The organism is Larkinella sp. C7 (assembly GCF_006149005.1).
GTDB lineage: Bacteria > Bacteroidota > Bacteroidia > Cytophagales > Spirosomataceae > Larkinella.
On the sequence record NZ_VBSL01000005.1, the window covers coordinates 44,928 to 64,222 of the forward strand.

General features: G+C 52.3%; 13 protein-coding genes. 6 read left to right on the top strand and 7 right to left on the bottom strand.

Going from position 1 to position 19,295, the window contains the following annotated elements; translation table 11 throughout:
• Positions 1-485 precede the first annotated feature (485 nt).
• Positions 486-2,066: a VCBS repeat-containing protein gene (locus FH871_RS13920; RefSeq protein ID WP_138992045.1), complete on the top strand. Its 1,581-nt coding sequence runs from the start codon at positions 486-488 to the stop codon at positions 2,064-2,066.
• Positions 2,067-2,145: 79 nt separating this feature from the next.
• Here FH871_RS13920 and FH871_RS13925 read toward each other — a convergent pair whose 3' ends face one another.
• The 4 genes from FH871_RS13925 to FH871_RS13940 form a co-directional block, all read right to left on the bottom strand.
• Positions 2,146-3,744, bottom strand: a complete 1,599-nt coding sequence (locus FH871_RS13925; RefSeq protein WP_229317282.1) for a SusD/RagB family nutrient-binding outer membrane lipoprotein — start codon at positions 3,742-3,744, stop codon at positions 2,146-2,148.
• 19 nt (positions 3,745-3,763) lie between these two features.
• Positions 3,764-7,057 carry a SusC/RagA family TonB-linked outer membrane protein gene (locus FH871_RS13930; protein ID WP_306439236.1) on the bottom strand — a complete coding sequence of 1,098 codons (3,294 nt, stop codon included), beginning with the start codon at positions 7,055-7,057 and terminating at the stop codon, positions 3,764-3,766.
• A 387-nt stretch (positions 7,058-7,444) separates the two neighbouring features.
• Positions 7,445-8,218, bottom strand: coding sequence for an SDR family NAD(P)-dependent oxidoreductase (locus FH871_RS13935; protein ID WP_138992047.1), 774 nt, complete (start codon positions 8,216-8,218; stop codon positions 7,445-7,447).
• Positions 8,219-8,315: 97 nt separating this feature from the next.
• On the bottom strand, positions 8,316-9,983 hold the full coding sequence (locus FH871_RS13940; RefSeq protein WP_138992048.1) for a UxaA family hydrolase: 1,668 nt from the start codon (positions 9,981-9,983) through the stop codon (positions 8,316-8,318).
• 122 nt (positions 9,984-10,105) lie between these two features.
• Between FH871_RS13940 and ade the strand changes: the two genes are divergently transcribed.
• The 3 genes from ade to FH871_RS13955 all read left to right on the top strand — a co-directional run bounded on the left by ade (position 10,106) and on the right by FH871_RS13955 (position 13,880).
• Complete coding sequence (gene ade / locus FH871_RS13945; protein WP_138992049.1) at positions 10,106-11,749, top strand: adenine deaminase; 1,644 nt, start codon at positions 10,106-10,108, stop codon at positions 11,747-11,749.
• A 154-nt stretch (positions 11,750-11,903) separates the two neighbouring features.
• Entirely contained in the window at positions 11,904-12,494 is a 591-nt protein-coding gene (locus FH871_RS13950) for an RNA polymerase sigma factor (RefSeq protein ID WP_124873068.1), read from the top strand.
• Between the two features lie 114 nt (positions 12,495-12,608).
• On the top strand, positions 12,609-13,880 hold the full coding sequence (locus tag FH871_RS13955) for a replication-associated recombination protein A (protein WP_138992050.1): 1,272 nt from the start codon (positions 12,609-12,611) through the stop codon (positions 13,878-13,880).
• A 4-nt stretch (positions 13,881-13,884) separates the two neighbouring features.
• On the opposite strand, the gene FH871_RS13960 is transcribed toward FH871_RS13955, so the two are convergent.
• Positions 13,885-15,054 (bottom strand): hypothetical protein, encoded by a 1,170-nt coding sequence (locus tag FH871_RS13960; protein ID WP_138992051.1) that lies wholly within the window; start codon positions 15,052-15,054, stop codon positions 13,885-13,887.
• A gap of 34 nt (positions 15,055-15,088) precedes the next feature.
• Positions 15,089-16,039, bottom strand: a complete 951-nt coding sequence (locus FH871_RS13965; protein ID WP_138992052.1) for a DUF2157 domain-containing protein — start codon at positions 16,037-16,039, stop codon at positions 15,089-15,091.
• Between the two features lie 59 nt (positions 16,040-16,098).
• Between FH871_RS13965 and FH871_RS13970 the strand changes: the two genes are divergently transcribed.
• Positions 16,099-17,790 carry a VRR-NUC domain-containing protein gene (locus FH871_RS13970; protein WP_138992053.1) on the top strand — a complete coding sequence of 564 codons (1,692 nt, stop codon included), beginning with the start codon at positions 16,099-16,101 and terminating at the stop codon, positions 17,788-17,790.
• Positions 17,791-17,869: 79 nt separating this feature from the next.
• Here FH871_RS13970 and FH871_RS13975 read toward each other — a convergent pair whose 3' ends face one another.
• A complete protein-coding gene (locus FH871_RS13975; protein WP_138992054.1) occupies positions 17,870-18,610 on the bottom strand; it encodes a class I SAM-dependent methyltransferase in 741 nt (246 codons plus the stop codon).
• 216 nt (positions 18,611-18,826) lie between these two features.
• Between FH871_RS13975 and FH871_RS13980 the strand changes: the two genes are divergently transcribed.
• Complete coding sequence (locus FH871_RS13980; protein WP_138992055.1) at positions 18,827-19,207, top strand: c-type cytochrome; 381 nt, start codon at positions 18,827-18,829, stop codon at positions 19,205-19,207.
• Positions 19,208-19,295: the final 88 nt, after the last annotated feature.

The following is a 19,295-nucleotide window of genomic DNA, read 5'->3' on the forward strand; positions in this document are numbered from 1 at the left end:
CCATTATAGCCCCAAAAAAGCGACTCAACATCTAGAAATTACTGAAAAAGATAAAAAAACAGGCAGAAGATTCTGTACGATGGGTGACTAACTGCAAAGATATTCCTTTTTTAAAAAATTTAATAATACCGTCATTAATTTTAAATTAATGTTGATATTATACTGTTCACCATTGAAATTACCCGGAACGCAGCATGTCCGTCTCAACCACCTCATTATTGCACTTTAGCCATAAAAAGACAGCAATTTTGACCTTCAACCCGTTCCCGATTGGTACTTTAGAAATTTCCGGGATCACCGACGTTTATAGCCGGGATTTCCCAGAATTGCAGAAGAGTCCCGGAATTTTCATGTTCTGATTCTGCCATTCACAAGTCAAAAAAAATATTTAACAACCTAAATTTTTGCAGCGGGAACGTTACAAAACCCGGATTAGACTATCTTCCTGCCGTATTTGCCACTTTCATTCTGCAAACCATTCCCGAATGCCTTTCCTTCAAACCGGTCTGTTTTTTCTCATGGCTCTCTGGGTATCGTCATTTTCTTTCTTTGAAGAAAAGCCTGCTCAGACAACTTTTCAACGCAGAACTGCGGGCGGAGACGATTCCATTTCCGTTGGCAAACAACTGGCCATGCGCCATTGCGGAAGCTGCCACCTGTTTCCGGAACCGGCTTTGCTGGACAAAAAAACCTGGGTCACGGGGGTGCTTCCCAACATGGCGATGCGGCTTGGCATCAAACTACCCGGTCGGGATACCTTAAAACCGCTCTCGCCAGAGGAGGAAAAAGCCGTTGCCCATCTGAGTATTTACCCCGAAACCGCCCGGCTTTCGGCAGATGAGTGGGCGGAAATTGTGCGGTATTACGAACGTCTCGCGCCCGTCGAACCGTTACCGCAAAAACCCTATCAGCCCCTGACCAATCAGCTTCCGCTATTCAAAGCGCGGGAAATTGCGCTGGGCGATAAGCCGGTTCCACAAACGACTTTGCTGAAGTATGACAAAAATACCGCCCGGCTTTACGTGGGCGATGCCCAGAACGCCCTGTATGTGCTCGACAACCCGCTGCAAGCTGGCGATGCGTTCCTGAACGATATCTGGTGGATCGATACCGCCCCGACGGATATTGACTTTCCTAAAAATGCCGCTCCCCGCCTGCTCACCATCGGCATTTTCAGTCCGTCTGACCAACACCTCGGGCGACTCATGACGCTGGAACGGGCGTCCAAACCGGGTTCCTCCCCCATCAACATCCGGGGCCTGCCCCGCCCGGTGCAGTTTGCCGCTGGCGACCTGAATGCCGACGGAAAAGAGGATGTGGTCATTTGCGGTTTTGGTAATAATGCGGGAAAATTGTTCTGGTACGACGGTTTTGAGCCGACCAAAGAACACGTTTTGAAAGCCTTGCCCGGTGCCCGAAAAGTGGAGATTGCGGATTTTAACCGCGACAAAAAGCCCGATATCATGGTCGTGATGGCCCAGGCGCGGGAAGAAGTCGTTATTTTTTACAACCAGGGCAACGGGCAGTTTAAGGAAAAAACCGTGTTGCAGTTTTCGCCCCTGTTCGGTGCCAGCTATTTTGAACTGACTGATTTTAACCAGGATGGTTTTCAGGATATTCTGCTGACCAATGGCGACAACTGGGATTACTCGTCCGTCAACAAAAATTACCACGGCGTGCGGATTTATCTGAACGACCGGAAGGATAACTTCAAGGAAGCCTGGTTTTATCCGCTCTACGGAGCCAGTAAAGCCATCGCCCGGGATTTTGACCAGGACGGCGACCTCGACATTGCGGCCACGTCGTTCTATTCCAATCTGGCCCAGCCCGAGCAGGGCTTTGTGTATTTGTCCAACGAAGGCCGGCTGAACTTCAAACCGTCTACTACCCCGGAAGGCGCTCACGGCAAATGGCTCACACTGGAAGCCGCCGACTTCGACAAAGACGGTGATCTGGATCTGGTGCTGGGGTCCTATTTTCATACCGTTGGCGAAATGACCCAGTTGATTTTCAAGGGCATTCTGTCGTTTCCACAACTGCTGGTACTGGAAAACCGGAAGAAATAAAACCGCCGGTCACTAAACAAAAGAGGCAAACCCCGTGGGCCTGCCTCTTTTGCAAGTATCTACGTTAAGCTACCGAACCTTACTTCACATCCCAGAAAAGCTTGGTTTTCAGATTATCCGCTGCTTTTACGGCCGCGTAGTTCACCGCATTATAAGTAATTTCATTGCCCGGAATCGTCCATTTCACCGGCGGCAGCGTCTGGTTATTGGCGTTGTCGACCTGGAAGCTCAGAACCGGCAGGTCCAAACGACGCAGATCGGCCCAGTTTTCGTAGGGCTGAACCACGTTGTAGTGCAACCATTTCTGGGTAGCGATCAGGCTCAGTTTCTGAGCGTTGGTCGTTGCTTTTGCCCAGCTTACGCCGTCACCAGCAATGTAAGCGGCAACCGAAGCTGGCGTTGCCGCCGTCGGAATGGTTGAACCCGTGATCCCGGTGGCGTTGGTCAGCGACAGAATCTTGTTGTAGAATTCCACCGACTGCGAAATGGCCGTTTCGTAAGCGGTTTTGGCCGAAGCATCATTTCCCGTCCGCAGGTAATATTCCGCTTTGATCAGGTTCATCTGCGCAGCGTTGATGATCACACCGGGGAAAAACTGGTTGTGGCTCGTGGTATACCGGTTATAAATCGCCAGTTGGCCAGCATTGTACTGAGCGGCCTGAACGGCTTCGGTCGCCAGGGGATCGATGCCAATAAACTTCCCGGCGGCATTCAGACCCGGTTCAAACAGGATGGGCAGACGTGGGTCCTTGTTGGTGTTCATGTGGTCGATCATCGCCTTGCCCGCCGTGTTGCCGTACCAGCCGTCCGATGCCAAACCGCCCTGAAACCCTTTCGAGTTGATGTCGGTGTTGATGTCGAAAACATTGATCTGTATGTTCTGCGCGTTGGTTTCCACAATCGGGTAGGTGGTGGCGTTGCCCAGAATCTCCGCGATCTCGGTGTTGGAGCGCGTTTTCATGCTTTCCACATCCGATACGCGGTTCAGCAGCCGCAGCCGCAGCGAGTTGGCATAGCGTTTCCAGGCCGTGATGTCACCTTTGTTCAGGAAATCCTGCGTCTGAAACGATTTCTGATACCCGGCATTCAGCGTGATGCCGTTCAACTCGGTGGCAATGCGTTTCAGGTCATCCAGCAGAAAAGCGTAAATCCCTTCTGCCGTATCGAATTTCGCCAGCGAAGACGCGTATTCACCACCATTCGTACTCAGCATCCCGGCTTCCGAGAACGGGATTGCCCCGTGTACATCCACCAGCCGCTGCGTCTGATCATAGACGTAGATCGCAGCCGCCAGCATGAAAATTTTCCGGTCGGCCTGCTGATCGGCGGGTCTGGAAGCGTAGATTTTCTGCAATTCGCGGTACTGCGCGAGCATGTTGTAGTAGTTATACCACACGTTTTCGACCCCTGCCGAACCCGGAACGTAGAGACCGGACTGGTTCAGCCGACCAATCGCCTGGGTATACGGATTCAGCGAAAGCCGCAGGGTTGTAAAATAGTGCGTATAACCCGGCAGAACGTACTCCCGATTGGCGTACAGTACTCCGGTAAATTGTTTTTCAACGGTCGACTCGGCAATTTTGGCCGGATCGGGGTAGGCTTCGGCAAACTCGGATTCCTTACAGGATACGGTTCCCAGTAAAAGCCCGGCGAATGCAACTATGGCTATTTTTTTCATTTTCAGAATTTCGTTAAGATTAGAAACTGGCGCGAAGCATGACCCCCATGGTCCGGAACGATGGGTTATTTCCGGCGTTGTTGATGTTGTCATACCATTTCGTACTGGAATTGGTCTGTTCAGCATCCAGGTCTTTGATGGTCCGGTAGAAGAAGAACAGGTTGCGGCCAAACACCGACAGCGTCAGGTTCTGGGTTCCGATTCGGCGGGTAATGTTGGCCGGAATCCGGTAGCCCAGGGAAATTTCCCGCATTTTGATGTAGGAATTTTCCTTGACAAACAGTTCGTACCGGGCATTGCCGTATTGCGGGCCACCCCAGTTGTAGGTTGCATTGTAATAGGTCGCCTGCGAAACCACGTTGGTGTTGGCTTCCCCGTTGGCCAGTACGCCCTGCATCAGCATCCCATCGTTGTAAACGACTTCGCCTTTGGGGCCGGCAGCGGCTGTAGTCTGCACCCCTTTGCCGTTGGCGTCTTTGTAGTAGCTCAGTCCACCGCGTTCCTTATCCATGGCAGTCAGGCTTTCTTCGGTCAAACCGCGTGAGGTCAACCAGTTGATCCCCGTCGGCATGATGTGACCACCAAAGCGGAAATCCGCCACCAGATCCAGGTTAAATCCTTTGTAGTTCAGGCTGTTGATCAAACCACCCGTGAGTTTCGGCATGGCGTTTCCGACCTTGATCCAGTTGGCACCATCCAGCTGGTACAGACCATTCGGACCGACAATACCCTGTCCGTTCGCATTTTTCAGGATTCCGTGGGCGTAGATATCCCCCATCGGTTGTCCGACCACCGACCGCAACTGGGCCGCATTGCCATCGTAATCCGCATGAATCAGTTCCGTCGAGTTGTTGGCCAGTTTTTCAACCTTGTTGCTGTTCTTCGCCATGTTCAGCGTAATGTCCCAGTTGAAAGCATTGTAGCCTAACCCTTTGATCGGCGTCGCATTCAGGGCGAGTTCCAGCCCCTGGTTCCGCAGCGTACCGATGTTGGCCAGAACCGACCGGGCACCTGAGCTGGCGGCAATCGTCAACGGCAGAATCTGATCGACGATCTGGGCGTTGTAATACGACAGGTCGAATCCGATCCGGTCTTTCAGGAAGCGGGCTTCCAGACCAAATTCAAATTCACGCTTCTGCTCGGGACGGATTTTGTCGTTCCCGTAGTCGCTTCGGATTGTGGTATAGAGAACGGAACTTCCGCCGGTTTGCTGGAGGCTCAGGTTCCCCTGGCTGTAGGCATTGTTGGCGCTGTAAATCTGCGGGTAGTTCCCCACGATCCCGAACGACGCCCGCAGTTTCCCGTAGCTAACTACTACTGGCAGCTTCAGGAAGTCACTAAACACCAGACCGGAATTGACGGAAGGATAGGTAAACGCGTTGTTGCCGGTAATCAGCGTAGAAGTCCGGTCTCTCCGGATGGTTCCTTCCACAAAGAAGAAGCCTTTGTAATCAAAATTCAGCGTTCCCAGATAGGCATCCCGAACGTAGCGGTCGCGGGTGTTGCTGCCGTTGGGGGTATTCACCGAAGCCGAAACATCGAAGAAATTTTCCGTACTCAATCCACCGTTGGTCGAACGGCTGATGTAGGTATTCAACTGTTTGTTGGCCGTATACCCTGCCATGGCCGTCAGGTTCATGTCCTGATTCAGTTTTTGGGTATAGGTCAAAAGCAGATCCCCGTAGACGTTGTTATACAGTTTATTTTCCATGGAAAACGATCCTGAGTACCCAAAGGCCAACGGAACGGAGCTGCGTTGTTTGTCTTCCAGCCGCTCCGACGTGATGTCGGTTCCGATCCGGCCCCGCAGCTTCAGGTTGTCCAGAATGTCGTAGTGCTGCGTCACGGCCGCGATCACGCGGTTGCTATACTCGTCGTAGGTATTGGCGCGGGTGCTCCAGACATAATCCCCGATATCCGACTTGAAACCGTTCCGGATGATGTTCTCACTCGGCGTCAGACTCTGGTTGGTTCCGGTTACGAATTTGTAGCCCTGGCTGGTTTGGTATTTATTGAAATACCAGTCGGCCGATTCGAAGCGGTTCATCATCCCCGTAAAGTTGTTGATCATGCGATCCACTTTATACGGGCGGTTGTGCGTATACTGGTTGACATAATTCACCATCAAATCTGTCCGGAGCTTTTTGTTGAGGCTAAAGCTCGTGTTCAGGTTCATGATGTTCTTGCTGTTCTTCGCGTTGTAGCTGATCATGCCGTTGTCCTGACGGGTGTAGGAAAACCGCAGGTTGGAATTGTCCGTTGCCTTGGAAATCGACAGGTTGATGTTGGAGCTGTTGGCGTTCTGGAACAAGTCCGCGTAGCTGTTTTTGGAAGGCGAGTAAGGCCGGATCACACCATCGAACGCCATCACCGGCTGTCCGTCAAACTTGGGTCCGAAATTGACCGTGGCGTTCAGCAAGCCCCGGGTGTCACCCACGCCATCGCCGTTGGTATCGTAGGAAATGAATCCGTTGGCATCCTGACCGCCGTTGAGGTAATTCAGCATGTAGCCCGGACCCCGAACATCCTGATACCGGGGCAGATAGGCGATTTTATCGACGCTGTAACTGGCGTTAAAATCAACGCCTAATCCTTTTTTCCCTTTTCCGGTTTTGGTCGTCACCAGCACCACCCCGTTCACGGCTTCAGAACCGTAGAGGGCAGCCGCCGAAGCGCCTTTCAGAATCGAGATGTTTTCAATATCCGCCGGGTTCAAATCCAGCAGACCGTTCCCCCGAATCCGTTGGTCGCCCCAATAATCCGTGTTCCGCACTTCGCCGTTCCGGATGGGAATACCGTCCATCACGATCAAAGGCTGGGTATTGCCGGTAATGGAAGCAAACCCGCGAACGCTGATGCTGACCGCACTGGTAGCACCACCCGGCGTTGCGTTGATGACCACACCCGGCGCTTTTCCGTAGAGGGCCGTAGCAAAGTTCGGAGAAGCCGCTTTGACCAGCGCGTCGTTCTTGACCACTGTCGTTGCATAGCCCAGCGCCCGTTGTTCTTTCGTTACCCCCAAAGCCGTCACGACCACTTCATTGATCATCGTTGCGTCTTCGGTCAGTGCGAGGTCAACCACCGACCGGTTGGCGATGGCGACTTCCTGCGTTTTGTAGCCGATGAAGGAGAAAACCAGTGTTCCGTTTTTACTGGCGGAAAGACTGTACTGGCCGCTGGCATCGGTCGTAGTCCCTTGAGACGTGCCTTTCACCACAATGGATACGCCCGGCAAAGGCTGGCCATCGGTGCTTGCCGTAACCTTCCCCGTAATCGTTTGGGCGAAGACGGGTGAACTTACCATCAAAAGCATGACGATAAGCCTGAGTAGATTTTTTGACATAAAGGAGATGTAGTAAGATGGAAGTAGAAGAAATTTAACACAAGATTAATAATTTTTTTAAATATAAAAGCCCGTTATATTAAAAAAAATTATTAAGTACATACCGTACCGGCTTTGGCCGATCTGGTAATCGGAAGCTATCGTTCTGAGTTTGTTTTTATTGGTACGACAAACAATAAAAATACAGTAAAAAAATGAGTCTGGCCATTCAGACAATCCATTTGCACGAAGGCCAAAAAGCCAGGATGAGGCAGAAAGGCAATCACCAGTTCCCACCGGCAACATCGTCCTCTCTACCTTGTCCCGGCTCCCTGTCTTTCGTCTCTTGTCTTTATTCTCAACTCTTTTAATCTCTCCTCAATTATTCAACCGCACAAAACCGCCGTCGATGGGGTAATCGCAACCGGTATTGAAACCGGCTTCGTCCGAACACAGGTATAGGGCCAGCGCGGCAATTTCCACCGGTTTCGCCATCCGGCCGATGGGCTGGGTGGCGGCCAGTTTGGCAAACATCTCCGCTTCCTGTCCGGGGTAGGTCCGGGCGATAAAACCGTCGACAAACGGCGTGTGAACCCGGGCGGGTGAAATGCAATTGCAGCGAATGTTGTGTTTCAGGTAATCCTTGGCTACCGACAGCGTCATTGAAACCACCGCGCCCTTGGTCATCGAATAGGCAAATCGATCCGGAATCCCGACCGTGGCAGCAATCGACGCCATGTTCAGCACAACGCCCCCGCCATTGGCTTTCAGGTGCGGAATGGTGGCATACAGGCAGTTGTAAGCCCCTTTTACATTAACCGTGAACACCCGGTCAAAATCGGCTTCCGTCGTGGTTTCAACGGTTCCGATGTGCGAAATACCGGCATTGTTGACCAGAATGCTGATGGCTCCTCCGGCGGCAATTCGGTCAATCACCTCGACGACCTGCGCCTGATTCGATACATCGACGGCATGCGCGTGCGCCCGTCCACCGTTGGCATTGATCTCCTCAGCCACCTGCCGGGCCAGGTCCGCATTCAACTCCAGAATATGAACCAGCGCGCCCGCCTGCGCGAAGGTCTGCGAAATCGCTAACCCTATCCCGCTGGCTCCACCCGTGATGATGGCAACTTTATCTTTTAGGCTAAACATAGTTAATTGTGAATGATAGAATGAGCGAATGAGTGAATGATAAATAGCCGGGTTCTTGACACACTATTCATTTATTCTATCATTCCCTCATTCAAAATTAAAGAGAAACGCCCCGTTTCCAGGGGATAAAATCGTCCTGCCCCAGTTGCTGGGCTTTGGTTTTGACTTCGCCACTGGCGAGTCGGATCACGTATTCGAGCAGTTCTTCGGCATTTTGTTCGATGGTTTCTTCGCCTTCGATGATTGGGCCACTGTCGAAGTCGATGACGTCGGGCATACGCCGGAGGAGGGTGGTGTTGGTCGAAATTTTCACTACGGGACAAATCGGATTGCCCGTTGGCGTTCCCAAACCGGTCGTAAACAGGATGATGTTGGTGCCGGAACCGGCCATACCCGTCGTCGCTTCCACGTCGTTTCCGGGCGTACAGAGCAGGTTTAAACCGGGTTGGGTAGCGGGTTCGGTGTAATTCAGTACGTCGGCGACGGGTGAGGTTCCGCCTTTTTTGGCCGCTCCCGCCGACTTGATCGCATCCGTAATTAACCCGTCGCGGATGTTGCCCGGCGAGGGGTTCATGTCGAAACCGGAACCAACGGCCTCCGCTTTCGCCGAATAATCCTGCATCAGGTGAATGAATTTTAGGGCCTTCTCATCCGAAGTCGAACGGTTGATCAGTTCCTGTTCCACCCCGTTCAGTTCCGGAAATTCCGCCAGCACGGTTTTGGCTCCCAAAGTGACCAGAATATCCGATAGATGTCCAATGGCCGGGTTGGCCGAGAGTCCCGAGAAACCGTCGGAACCGCCACATTTCAGACCAACGGTCAGGCTGCTCAGGGGAGCCGGCTGCCGTTCCAGTTTGTTGGCTTCGACCAATCCGAGGAACGTTTCGCGAATGGCGTTGGTCAGCATGGCGTATTCGGTGCCGTCCTGTTGTTCAAAAATCAGCATCGGCTTATTGAACTTCGGATTGCGTTTCCGTACCTCGTCAACCAGCATCGAGGTTTGCGTATGCTGACAACCCAGACTCAAAACGGTGACACCGGCCACGTTGGGGTTATTGATAAAACCCGCAAACAGGCCACACAGCGCTTCGGAATCCTGGCGCGTGCCGCCACAGCCCATTTCATGGGTCAGAAACTTAATGCCATCGATGTTTTTAAAAGGCCGCTTGACAACGGGTTCATCCAGCGTGCGCACCTGCGATGGGTCAAGAAAAGCTTCCATCTTATGAATCCGGTCCATGTCGCCCACTTTGTAGAGCTGCAGCAATTCATGTACCTGCTCCCGATAAATCTCCGATTGGGCATAGCCCAGTTCCCGCTCAAAAGCATCTTTCAGAATCAGGATGTTGCGGTTTTCACAAAAAACGAGCGGCACTACGAGCCAGTAGTTGGCCGTTCCCACCAGGCCGTCGGCGCGGTGGTAGCCCATGAACGTCCGATTGTGCCAGGCCGACACGTCGGGTTGCTGCCAGGTGTAGGGCTGTTTTTTGTCGATACCGTACTGGTCGGCGTCGTGTTTAAGGTTAAACGTCGTGATGGGTTCGCCCCGTTTAATAGGTTGTGTGGCTTTTCCAACCAACACGCCGTACATGATCACCGAGTCCCCGGTTTGCAGATCTTGGGTTACAAATTTGTGTTTCACCCCGACGCCAACCGGCAGGGTATACGTTTGTCCCTCAAAATCAACCTGTTCGCCCGACTGGAAATTTTGCAGGGCTACAATTACGTTATCGGCGGGGTGTACTTTCAGAAGTTTATGCTGCATAGTTATAAGAGTAGGAATAACATCCGGGGCTGATCCATCAGAATCCCGGTTTATTTCAGGAGACAAAAGTCTGTGAATTATCACTAATATTGAAATAAAAAAAACAAGATTCTTCCCTCTTCATGCAAGTTTCCGGCAATCTCCTTAATCTTTTCGACCGCACCATCCGATTCAGCCAGTTGACCATTGAGCAGGGCCGGATTCACCAAATCGACGAACTGGGCCCCGAGCGGCCTGAAGAACCGTATTTGCTACCCGGTTTTATCGATGCCCACGTTCACATCGAAAGTTCACTGCTCACGCCCGCCCAGTTTGCCCGGCTGGCGGTGGTTCATGGCACCATCGCCACGGTGTCGGACCCACACGAGATTGGGAACGTCCTGGGTGTCGAAGGGGTGGAGTATATGATTGCCGACGGCAAACGCGTACCCTTCAAATTTTGTTTCGGTGCTCCCTCCTGCGTACCGGCTACACCGTTCGAAACTGCGGGAGCCACCATTGGCGTTCGGGATGTCCGGCGGCTGCTGGGACTGAAAGAAATTGGCTACCTGGCCGAGATGATGAATTTCCCGGGCGTTCTGAACCAGGACCCCGACGTGATGGCGAAAATCGCGTTGGCCAATGCCTTCAACAAACCCATCGACGGCCACGCACCCGGTTTACGGGGCGACGACGCCCAACGTTACATCGATGCCGGTATGACCACCGACCACGAGTGTTTTACGTATGAAGAAGGGCTGGACAAAGTGCAGCGGGGGATGAACATTCTGATTCGCGAGGGAAGCGCGGCCAAAAATTTCGAAGCCCTGATTCCGTTGCTCGCCGACTTTCCGGAGAAGATCATGTTCTGCTCCGACGACAAGCATCCCGACAGCCTGGTGGAAGGCCACATCAACCAACTGGTTAAACGGGCATTGGCGAAAAGACACGATTTATTCGACGTCCTGCGGGCTGCCTGCCTCAATCCGGTGTTGCATTACCGTCTGCCGGTGGGACTGCTGCGGGAAGGTGATCCGGCCGATTTCATCGTGGTCAGCGACTTACAGGCGTTCCAGATTCTCAAGACGTATAGTAATGGCGTTGTGGTGGCCGAAAATGGAATTTCACATTTGCCGGATTGGCGGAGTGAGCACGTCAACCGTTTTAATTGCCTGCCGAAAAAACCGCTTGATTTTGAAGTGCTATCGGATCAGCAACCAGGTCAATTACAAGTGATTGAAGCACTCGATGGGCAGTTAATTACCAACAACCTTCTTCTCACTCCTACGATTCTGGAAAACCGGGTGGTGGCCGATGTGACGCGGGATATTCTGAAAATAACCGTTGTGAACCGCTACCAGGACGCGGCTCCGGCCGTGGCTTTCATCAAAAATTTCGGCCTTAAAAAAGGCGCGATTGCCTCTACCGTTGGGCACGATTCCCACAACATCATCGCCGTGGGCTGCGACGACGACAGCATTTGCCAGGCCGTCAACCAGGTCATTGAAGCCCGGGGCGGTTTGAGTGCCGTTGCGGATGCGACCCACCATCACCTTCTCTCCCTCCCCATCGCCGGTTTGATGACCGATACCGACGGTTATGCCGTAGCGGCTACGTACACGGCCATCGATCGCTTTGTCAAGGATGAACTGGGAAGCACGCTGACTTCCCCTTTTATGACCTTGTCGTTTATGGCCCTGCTCGTCATTCCCTCCCTCAAACTGAGTGATCGCGGCTTGTTTGACGGCCAGAATTTCCGGTTCACCCCCATTCTGATTCAACGGTAAAAAAACCGTATGCACGCATACTAAAATAAAAAAAATCCTATTTATACAAGTTTTTGTAAAAAAAAGCCCGAACTGTTTTTATTAACAAGTTTTGTTAATAAGTTTACATTCTGTAGAAAGAGTACTTTCTGTGACCCCATCCTAAACCATTACTATGCCTCGCTACCGCACCCCATCCGGTATAGACGAAGAGCAACTCTGGGATCAGTTCCGGAGTGGCGATGAAGTGGCTTTTGCCCGGCTTTATAAGGAATATGTACAGGTGCTGTATCACTACTGCGCCCACTTCACCGCCGACCGGGCCTTGATCAAAGATTGTATTCACGACCTGTTTGTCGAATTGTGGAAACACCGGCAAACCATCGGTCAGACCACCTCGGTCCGGTTTTATCTGATGGCGTCGATCAAGCGAAAACTGGTTCGCCATCTAAACGCCGAGATGAAATTCAGCAGCCAGGATGACGTTGAAAACGACCGCGAATGGCTCCCCGGTTGTGCGCCATCCTACGAATCGACGCTGATTTCGTACGAAGAAGACGACCACGTCAACTCCTGTGTGGCCAAAGCCATCGAAAAACTCCCCCGCCGTCAACGCGAAGCCGTTTATCTGCGCTATTACCAGAATTTGAGCAATGAAGAAATTTCGTCGCTGATGCAGATCAACATCCAGTCGGTTTACAACCTGATTTTCGGCGCGTTGACCAATCTGAAAAAATACATCTCGCCCGAAAAAGTGGTTCTGTAACGGACAGCAACGCTTGCCCTGCGGTTCTAACTATTGTTTGCCGTTTGAAGTTTACCCAATACGGTTACTTACCTTTGTAACCCAAACCGGTCTACTTCAAACGGCAAATTCTGCATGAACCCGATAACCACACCCCTGCCCGAACGGATGCGCCCCCGCACCCTGGATGACGTCATTGGCCAGCAAAAACTGATTGGCCGCGGTAGTGCCTTACGCCGGGCCGTCGAAACCAACCGCATTCCGTCGATGATTTTATGGGGACCGCCGGGCGTCGGCAAAACGACACTCGCCCAGTTGATCGCAGAAGCCACCAAACGCCCTTTTTTCAGTTTAAGTGCCATCAGCGCGGGTGTCAAAGAAGTCCGCGACGTACTCAGCCGCCCTTCGGGTTTGTTCCCCCCCATCGTTTTCATCGATGAAATTCACCGGTTTAATAAAAACCAGCAGGACGCGCTGCTTGGTGCCGTCGAAAAAGGCACCATTACGCTGATCGGGGCAACGACCGAAAACCCGTCGTTCGAGGTCAACTCAGCTTTGCTGTCGCGCTGTCAGGTCTATATTCTGGAATCACTCGGTGTCGACGAGCTGAAACAACTGGTCGACAATGCCCTGCTGAAAGACAGCTATCTGAAAGAGAAAAAGATTACCGTTCAATCCTACGATGCGTTGATGCGGATTTCGGGGGGAGACGGTCGGAAACTCCTGAACCTGCTGGAGATGGTCGTAACGTCCCGACCCGACAACCAGGAGATGACGATCGATGACGAACTGGTGACGACCGTTGCCCAACATCAGATTGCCCGCTATGACAAATCGGGCGAACAACATTACGACATCATTTCGGCCTTCATCAAATCCCTGCGCGGCAGCGACCCCAACGGCGCGTTGTACTGGATGGCCCGGATGCTGGTGGCCGGTGAAGACCCCGAGTTCATTGCCCGCCGGATGTTGATTCTGGCCTCGGAGGACATCGGCAACGCCAACCCGACGGCCATCATCATGGCAACCAATGCCATGCAGGCCGTGAAAATCATCGGCTTTCCCGAATGCCGGATTGTGCTCTCGCAGGTGGCGGTGTATCTGGCGACATCACCCAAAAGCAACGCCAGTTATGTAGCGATCAATGAAGCCATGGCGCTGGCCGAACGGACGTCCGATCAGCCCGTACCGCTGCATTTGCGAAACGCGCCGACCAAATTGATGAAGCAGATTGGCTACGGAAAAAACTACCAGTACGCACACGACTTTGAGGGAAATTTTGTGCAACAGAACTTTATGCCCGACGAGCTGAAGGGGACGAAATTGTATCAGCCGGGTCAGAATGCGCGGGAAAACGAAATCCGGAAGCAGTTGCAGCGCTGGTGGGGTGAATGGTATGACTATTAATCGGTCAATACCGGTCTCCGCTGCCACCACCGCCAAAATCACCACCGCCAAACCGAATTCCGTCTTTGGGCCCCAGATGCCCCGAAGTGGCCTGAACACTCGCCAGCAATTCGGCATTGATCAGGAACTGGTTGGGCGAATCCTCATCGGGCCGATCCGTAAAACCGGCCCGGGGAACCCGCAGGTACCGAATCAGAAAAACCGCCACCAGAATGAGCGACAATCCGTTGATAGCCAGATAAACTTCCAGCGAAAACAGCGGATGAAAATACCGCCAGGTTGCCAGGGCCAGCCCCCAGCCGATGGCACTCATGATGAGCAGCGGCCGTTCTTTCTGCCGGAAACCCACGTAAAACAGTAAAACCGGAACCGCAATGGTCAGGGTCCAGAAAAGGCCCGCCCAGGCGATTTCGGGGGCTTCGGCGGGTCGCCGGTCCATCATCCAGTAGTTCAGTTCACGAACGGCATAGTAGTTGCAACTGATCAGCAACAGGCTCAATGACAGCCACTCCAGCAGAATAAAATTATCCCGCCAGTACACCAGTTTGTCCCGGTCTTCATACAGCCGGGCCAATACATACAGTCCCGCCGACACGCCCATCAACACAAACGGCAGAAGCTGTTTTCCGAATGAAAACTCCAGTATTCCGTCGAAAAGAGCCACCGTGAGTGTTCCGAAAGCCGCCAGCGTCAGCAGCAGATCGCTGTAGTACCAAACGCCGAGCAGAACCAGGGGCAAGGCGATGAAACAGTATTGCCAGAGTGGCATGTTATCCGGAAACAGACCGATAATGCCCATGATGACGAGCGCCACAGCGGCAATGATCAGGGCATTGTCGATGCCGGCCCGGTAGTGTTTCCGGCTATTGATCAGGTGACCCGCCAGAAAGCCAATGGCGGTGCCGAAACCGATGTTGAAGAAATGGTAAACCAGATCGACTTCAAAGAGTTTTGACAACAGCGTTGCCAGCAGGAAATACCCGCCACTGACGGCGACAATGGAAAATACGAACAGGCCGATTTCTATAAACCCGTTGGATTCGTGAAAACCGACCGGATAGTTTTCCCGGATCTGCTGCATTTTCTGTTCGTCGAATAACCCCTGACGCTGCCAGCGGGCGGCATGCTCCGTGATGTATTTGTTGCGAACCCAGGTTTCGTTGTAGGCTTTCATCTTGGCAAGGGGTGTGGAGTGTATGCGCAAACTATCAAACTTTCCGGCTTTTGGATAAGTAGGCCGTAATGCCAATGCCGGTAATGATCCAGTAGAGATACGTCGCTTCGTCGCGCAGGTGCAAATAATGGAACACCAGGTAGGTTACGCCAATGTACCCATAAAACGTACTCATCAGCAGGAATAAAAACGAGTGTTCCTGCCTGGCATACCAGTCGAACGCAACGCAGGCAACGGCCAGCGCAACGGCAAACAGCCAATCCTGTTCTTTAAAATTGAACAGCCCGGCCACCAGCGCCACCAGCAGCAGATTTCCCGCGAACGTTAGGGTTGTGATGGTAAAATGTCGTTTGATCCGTTGCCGATCCAACACCAGCGCCCCCGCCATGAGCACCAGACTCAGCGCAATGGCCGACAGCAAAACCGTCAGGTCTTTCAGGTTGCCTTTGAAGTAAAACTCCAGCGGACGAACCGTTACCCCGATCCACGAAATCAGAGCCGTGAGTCCCATCGCCAGCACACCCCGGTGGTCGAACAGGTAGGCCAGCGTCAGAAACAGGATGGCAGGCAGAAAAGTTACCAGACCATAGCGCTCGCCAAACAGGTTATATTGATATTGCAGGTATCCTTCGAGGGTCAAAAAAAGCAGGCAGCCCAGCAACAGGGCGTAATCGCCAAACGGCGAACGACTGGGGGCATGCGCGGTGGTGAATGGCCCCTTGAAACGAATGGCAAACGCAAAGCAGGCGGCACAAACCACCGCCAACGCCAGAATCAGCAGGTTGTGGCCGATCTGGTCGATGTATTTGTAAATCAGCCAGCCCGTTCCTGTCGTAAAAAGCAGAATACCGGCATAGAGCAACGACCGTAATTCCCAATGTACCGAAAACAGTTTCTGGTCTTCAACCGATTGGATCACAACGCGTTGTTGCTCGTCAAGCAAGTGCAGATCGGTAAGTTCCTGCAATACCCTTTTCGGGGACATATTAGCGAAAAATAGTGTTACTAGTTATAACGGTAAAGATGGGCAAATGGATTGAAAAAATGGCAACCAGACCGCAACAGATCGAACTTCCCCCGAAATATTACCTTGATTATTTCCGCTACCTGACTGGTTTTGTCCGTCGGATGTACGGCCATTTACTGAATGAAGCGGAGCAGGAATTCATTCGCCGTTTTGACGAACTGACGGAAGATGCGCAGTGCCTTTACGTCCGGTTCAGCAACCGGCGGGGCACGTTTTTTCGGGTGCAGAAGCTACAATACAAAGAAATTGACGACCTCCCGGCGGCCGTTGGCGAACTTCTCATCAATGGTTTTATCGAACGGCTGAATCCGCACCACGAAGTGCTGGGCGATGAGGTGCTGAACACCTTTACCAAACCGGAGTTGCTGGAATTGCTGCCGCTGGAACCGGAAGAAGTCAAACCGCTGGGGAAAGCCAAAAAGGAAAACATTGTCCGGTATGCGCTGCACGAACTGGATTTTGCCCGGATTGTCGAAAGCCTGACCCGGCTCGAAACGGTGGTAAAACCGCATTTCGATGCAGAGGTGATGATGTTGAAATACCTGTTTTTCGGAAACCGTTCCGGCGACATGACCGAGTTTGTGATTCGCGACCTGGGCATGGTGACTTTCGAACGCTACGACGAAGCGAAGCTGACGGCCCGGTTTGTGAACCGCAAAGAGGTGGAAGACAAGCTGCTGATTTCACTCACGAACGAAGAATTTCACGAGCTGCGCGATTCCGTAACGCCACCGGAAGATGTGTTCAACTGGTTCATGAACTGGGACGAAACCCGGCCTGAACTCAGTGAGATTGCCAAACCCGGTTATGCCAAACTGGTGGCCCACGTCGGCGGTTTTCTGGAACGGCAGAAAATGCCGGAACAGGCTATGCAGGTCTATTCCCTGACCGACCGGGTGCCGGCGCGTGAACGACGCGCGCGGCTGCTGTTCCGGTCGGGGCTGACGGAAGAAGCACTGGCCCTCTGCGACGAAATTGCGCTGAATCCGCAGAATGCCGACGAACGGTATTTTGCCAACGATTTCCGGGAAAAAATTCTGAGTGCCGGGGAGAAAAAGCGCAGCCGAAAAGCCACCACCCGGTTTTTATCCGATGCCGAGAGCGTCGGCATTCCGGCCATTTACCGCCACCACGTCGAAGCCGGGGTCATGAATCACTTTCTGGAAACCGGCTGGGAGGCTTCGTTTACAGAAAATTACCCCTGGCGCGGCCTGTTCGGGCTGGTGTTCTGGGACATTATTTACGACGCCAATGTGCAGGCCATTCACCACCCGCTGCAACGGACGCCTTCGGATTTTTACCTGCCCGATTTTTACGTAAAACGCGAAGAACTGCTCAAAAAGCGCCTGGCCGATCTGAAAACCCGCGACGACTGGAAGAAACACATTGAGACGGTTTTCTTCGAAAAATACGGGATTACGAATGTGTTGGTCGACTGGAATGAGGAACTGTTGAGCCTGAATCTCCAGATGGTCGCGTTGCTGGAACCGGCGCAACTGGGTCTGATCATGCTCGAAATCTCGCGGAACCTTCGTGAAAACACCCGCGGTTTTCCCGACCTCCTGATCTGGAACGAACAGGGGGCGTATGAGTTCGTAGAAGTGAAATCGCCGACCGATCACCTGGGTGCGCAGCAACTGCACTGGCTGGAGTTTTTTCAGCTCATCGGCGTCCGGTCAAGGGTGTTACGAGTGATTTGGACGGCTTAAAGAATGATGAGTTATGAACGATGAATTATTTCAGCCTGCGTCAGCAAATTCATAAGTTATCATTCTTAACTCATCATTCTTAACTCACTTTCCCCGCGCGCAGAAAAACCGGAAACCGGACTTCCCGTTCGCCGACGCCCCAAATGGTTTTCAGTTGATCGGCCATCCAGAGAACCGGGTCGTTTCCGTGCTGGCGGATGTATTTCTGTACGCTTGACCACGTTCGTAGGTAGTTCAGAAAGCGATCCAAATCCCAATTTCGCCGGATGGTAAAGTTCTGATGAACGGCCTCATCGAACGGAAACGGGATGCTGGCATACCCTTCATCAACGAGTTTTCGCTTGCTGTCCCAATACGGCCCAATGATGATCTCGTAGAAATGGTAGAAAACCGGATCGATAACGGGATCGATCTGGGCGTTTCCGTACCCCCACTCGGCCAGAACCGCGCCCGGTTTTGCGACCCGCCGAACTTCCCGGTGAAACGCGTCGGTATCGAACCAGTGCAGGGCCTGGGCGACGGTTATAATATCGAAAAACTGGTCCGGGAAAGGGGTTTGCTCGGCTGAACAGACGGTATAGGTGATATTGGCATTCTGAACAGCTTTTTCCAGTTGCTGGGCGCTGATGTCCGTGGCATTCACCCGGTCAAAATGGGCCGATAACACGCTGGCAACCTGTCCGTTGCCCGTGGCGCAATCCCACGCTTGTTGACGGCCACCGGTTATGGATAAGAGAAAATCATAGAGTTCGGGCGGATAATCGATCCGGTATTGCGCATACAGATCGGCATGGCCCGAAAAAAGGTCGATGGTTGCCATATTTGAATTCAGGAATACAGGATTCTCATTTTTTTTCTTCTTTTTCTTCCATTTCAGCAATAGCCGTTAAACTTTCGGTTTTCTGCCTTGTCAAACGAGCAAGATATTTATGGAAAAAGCCGGTAGAGTGTTGGCGTATATTAGCATTGCCGTATAACTTTGTTGGCCCGATCACAGTTTTTAGTCTTAACTCATTAAGCTTTTAATCGAATTTACATGAAAAAAACGTTTGGAATGCTCATTGCGGTTGCCCTGACCGCCCTTATTTCCGTCAGCAAAGCGCAAGCTCAGACCGTAATACCCGACGACATTAAAGCTTTACTTCAGAAAAACATCTGTTTGGCTTGCCATAACCCGGACACCCGTCTGGTGGGCCCTCCTTATAAAGAGGTTGCAAAGAAGAAATATACCGATGCGCAGATTGTCGAATTGATTTACGAACCCAAGCCGGAGCACTGGCCAGGTTACCCCCCGATGGCTGCGTTGAAAAACGTTCCGAAAGACGAAGCCCTGAAAATTGCCGCCTGGATTAACTCGCTCGATGGTGGTGCGAAAAAAGCTCCGGCGAAAAAACCGGCTCCGAAGAAAAAGGCGTAATGTTCGCTCTAATAAAAAACGGAATCCCTTCTTTTGGTGGGGATTCCGTTTTTTATGCGGTATATTTTTGAATTACTTTATTTCAGAT

Bases quoted from the DNA above. Each gene is read 5' to 3' on its own strand.
- FH871_RS13920 (WP_138992045.1), top strand. From the start codon at position 486: ATGCCTTTCCTTCAAACCGGTCTGTTTTTTCTCATGGCTCTCTGGGTA.
- FH871_RS13925 (WP_229317282.1), bottom strand. From the start codon at position 3,744: ATGAAAAAAATAGCCATAGTTGCATTCGCCGGGCTTTTACTGGGAACC.
- FH871_RS13930 (WP_306439236.1), bottom strand. From the start codon at position 7,057: ATGCTTTTGATGGTAAGTTCACCCGTCTTCGCCCAAACGATTACGGGG.
- FH871_RS13935 (WP_138992047.1), bottom strand. From the start codon at position 8,218: ATGTTTAGCCTAAAAGATAAAGTTGCCATCATCACGGGTGGAGCCAGC.
- FH871_RS13940 (WP_138992048.1), bottom strand. From the start codon at position 9,983: ATGCAGCATAAACTTCTGAAAGTACACCCCGCCGATAACGTAATTGTA.
- ade (WP_138992049.1), top strand. From the start codon at position 10,106: ATGCAAGTTTCCGGCAATCTCCTTAATCTTTTCGACCGCACCATCCGA.
- FH871_RS13950 (WP_124873068.1), top strand. From the start codon at position 11,904: ATGCCTCGCTACCGCACCCCATCCGGTATAGACGAAGAGCAACTCTGG.
- FH871_RS13955 (WP_138992050.1), top strand. From the start codon at position 12,609: ATGAACCCGATAACCACACCCCTGCCCGAACGGATGCGCCCCCGCACC.
- FH871_RS13960 (WP_138992051.1), bottom strand. From the start codon at position 15,054: ATGAAAGCCTACAACGAAACCTGGGTTCGCAACAAATACATCACGGAG.
- FH871_RS13965 (WP_138992052.1), bottom strand. From the start codon at position 16,039: ATGTCCCCGAAAAGGGTATTGCAGGAACTTACCGATCTGCACTTGCTT.
- FH871_RS13970 (WP_138992053.1), top strand. From the start codon at position 16,099: ATGGCAACCAGACCGCAACAGATCGAACTTCCCCCGAAATATTACCTT.
- FH871_RS13975 (WP_138992054.1), bottom strand. From the start codon at position 18,610: ATGGCAACCATCGACCTTTTTTCGGGCCATGCCGATCTGTATGCGCAA.
- FH871_RS13980 (WP_138992055.1), top strand. From the start codon at position 18,827: ATGAAAAAAACGTTTGGAATGCTCATTGCGGTTGCCCTGACCGCCCTT.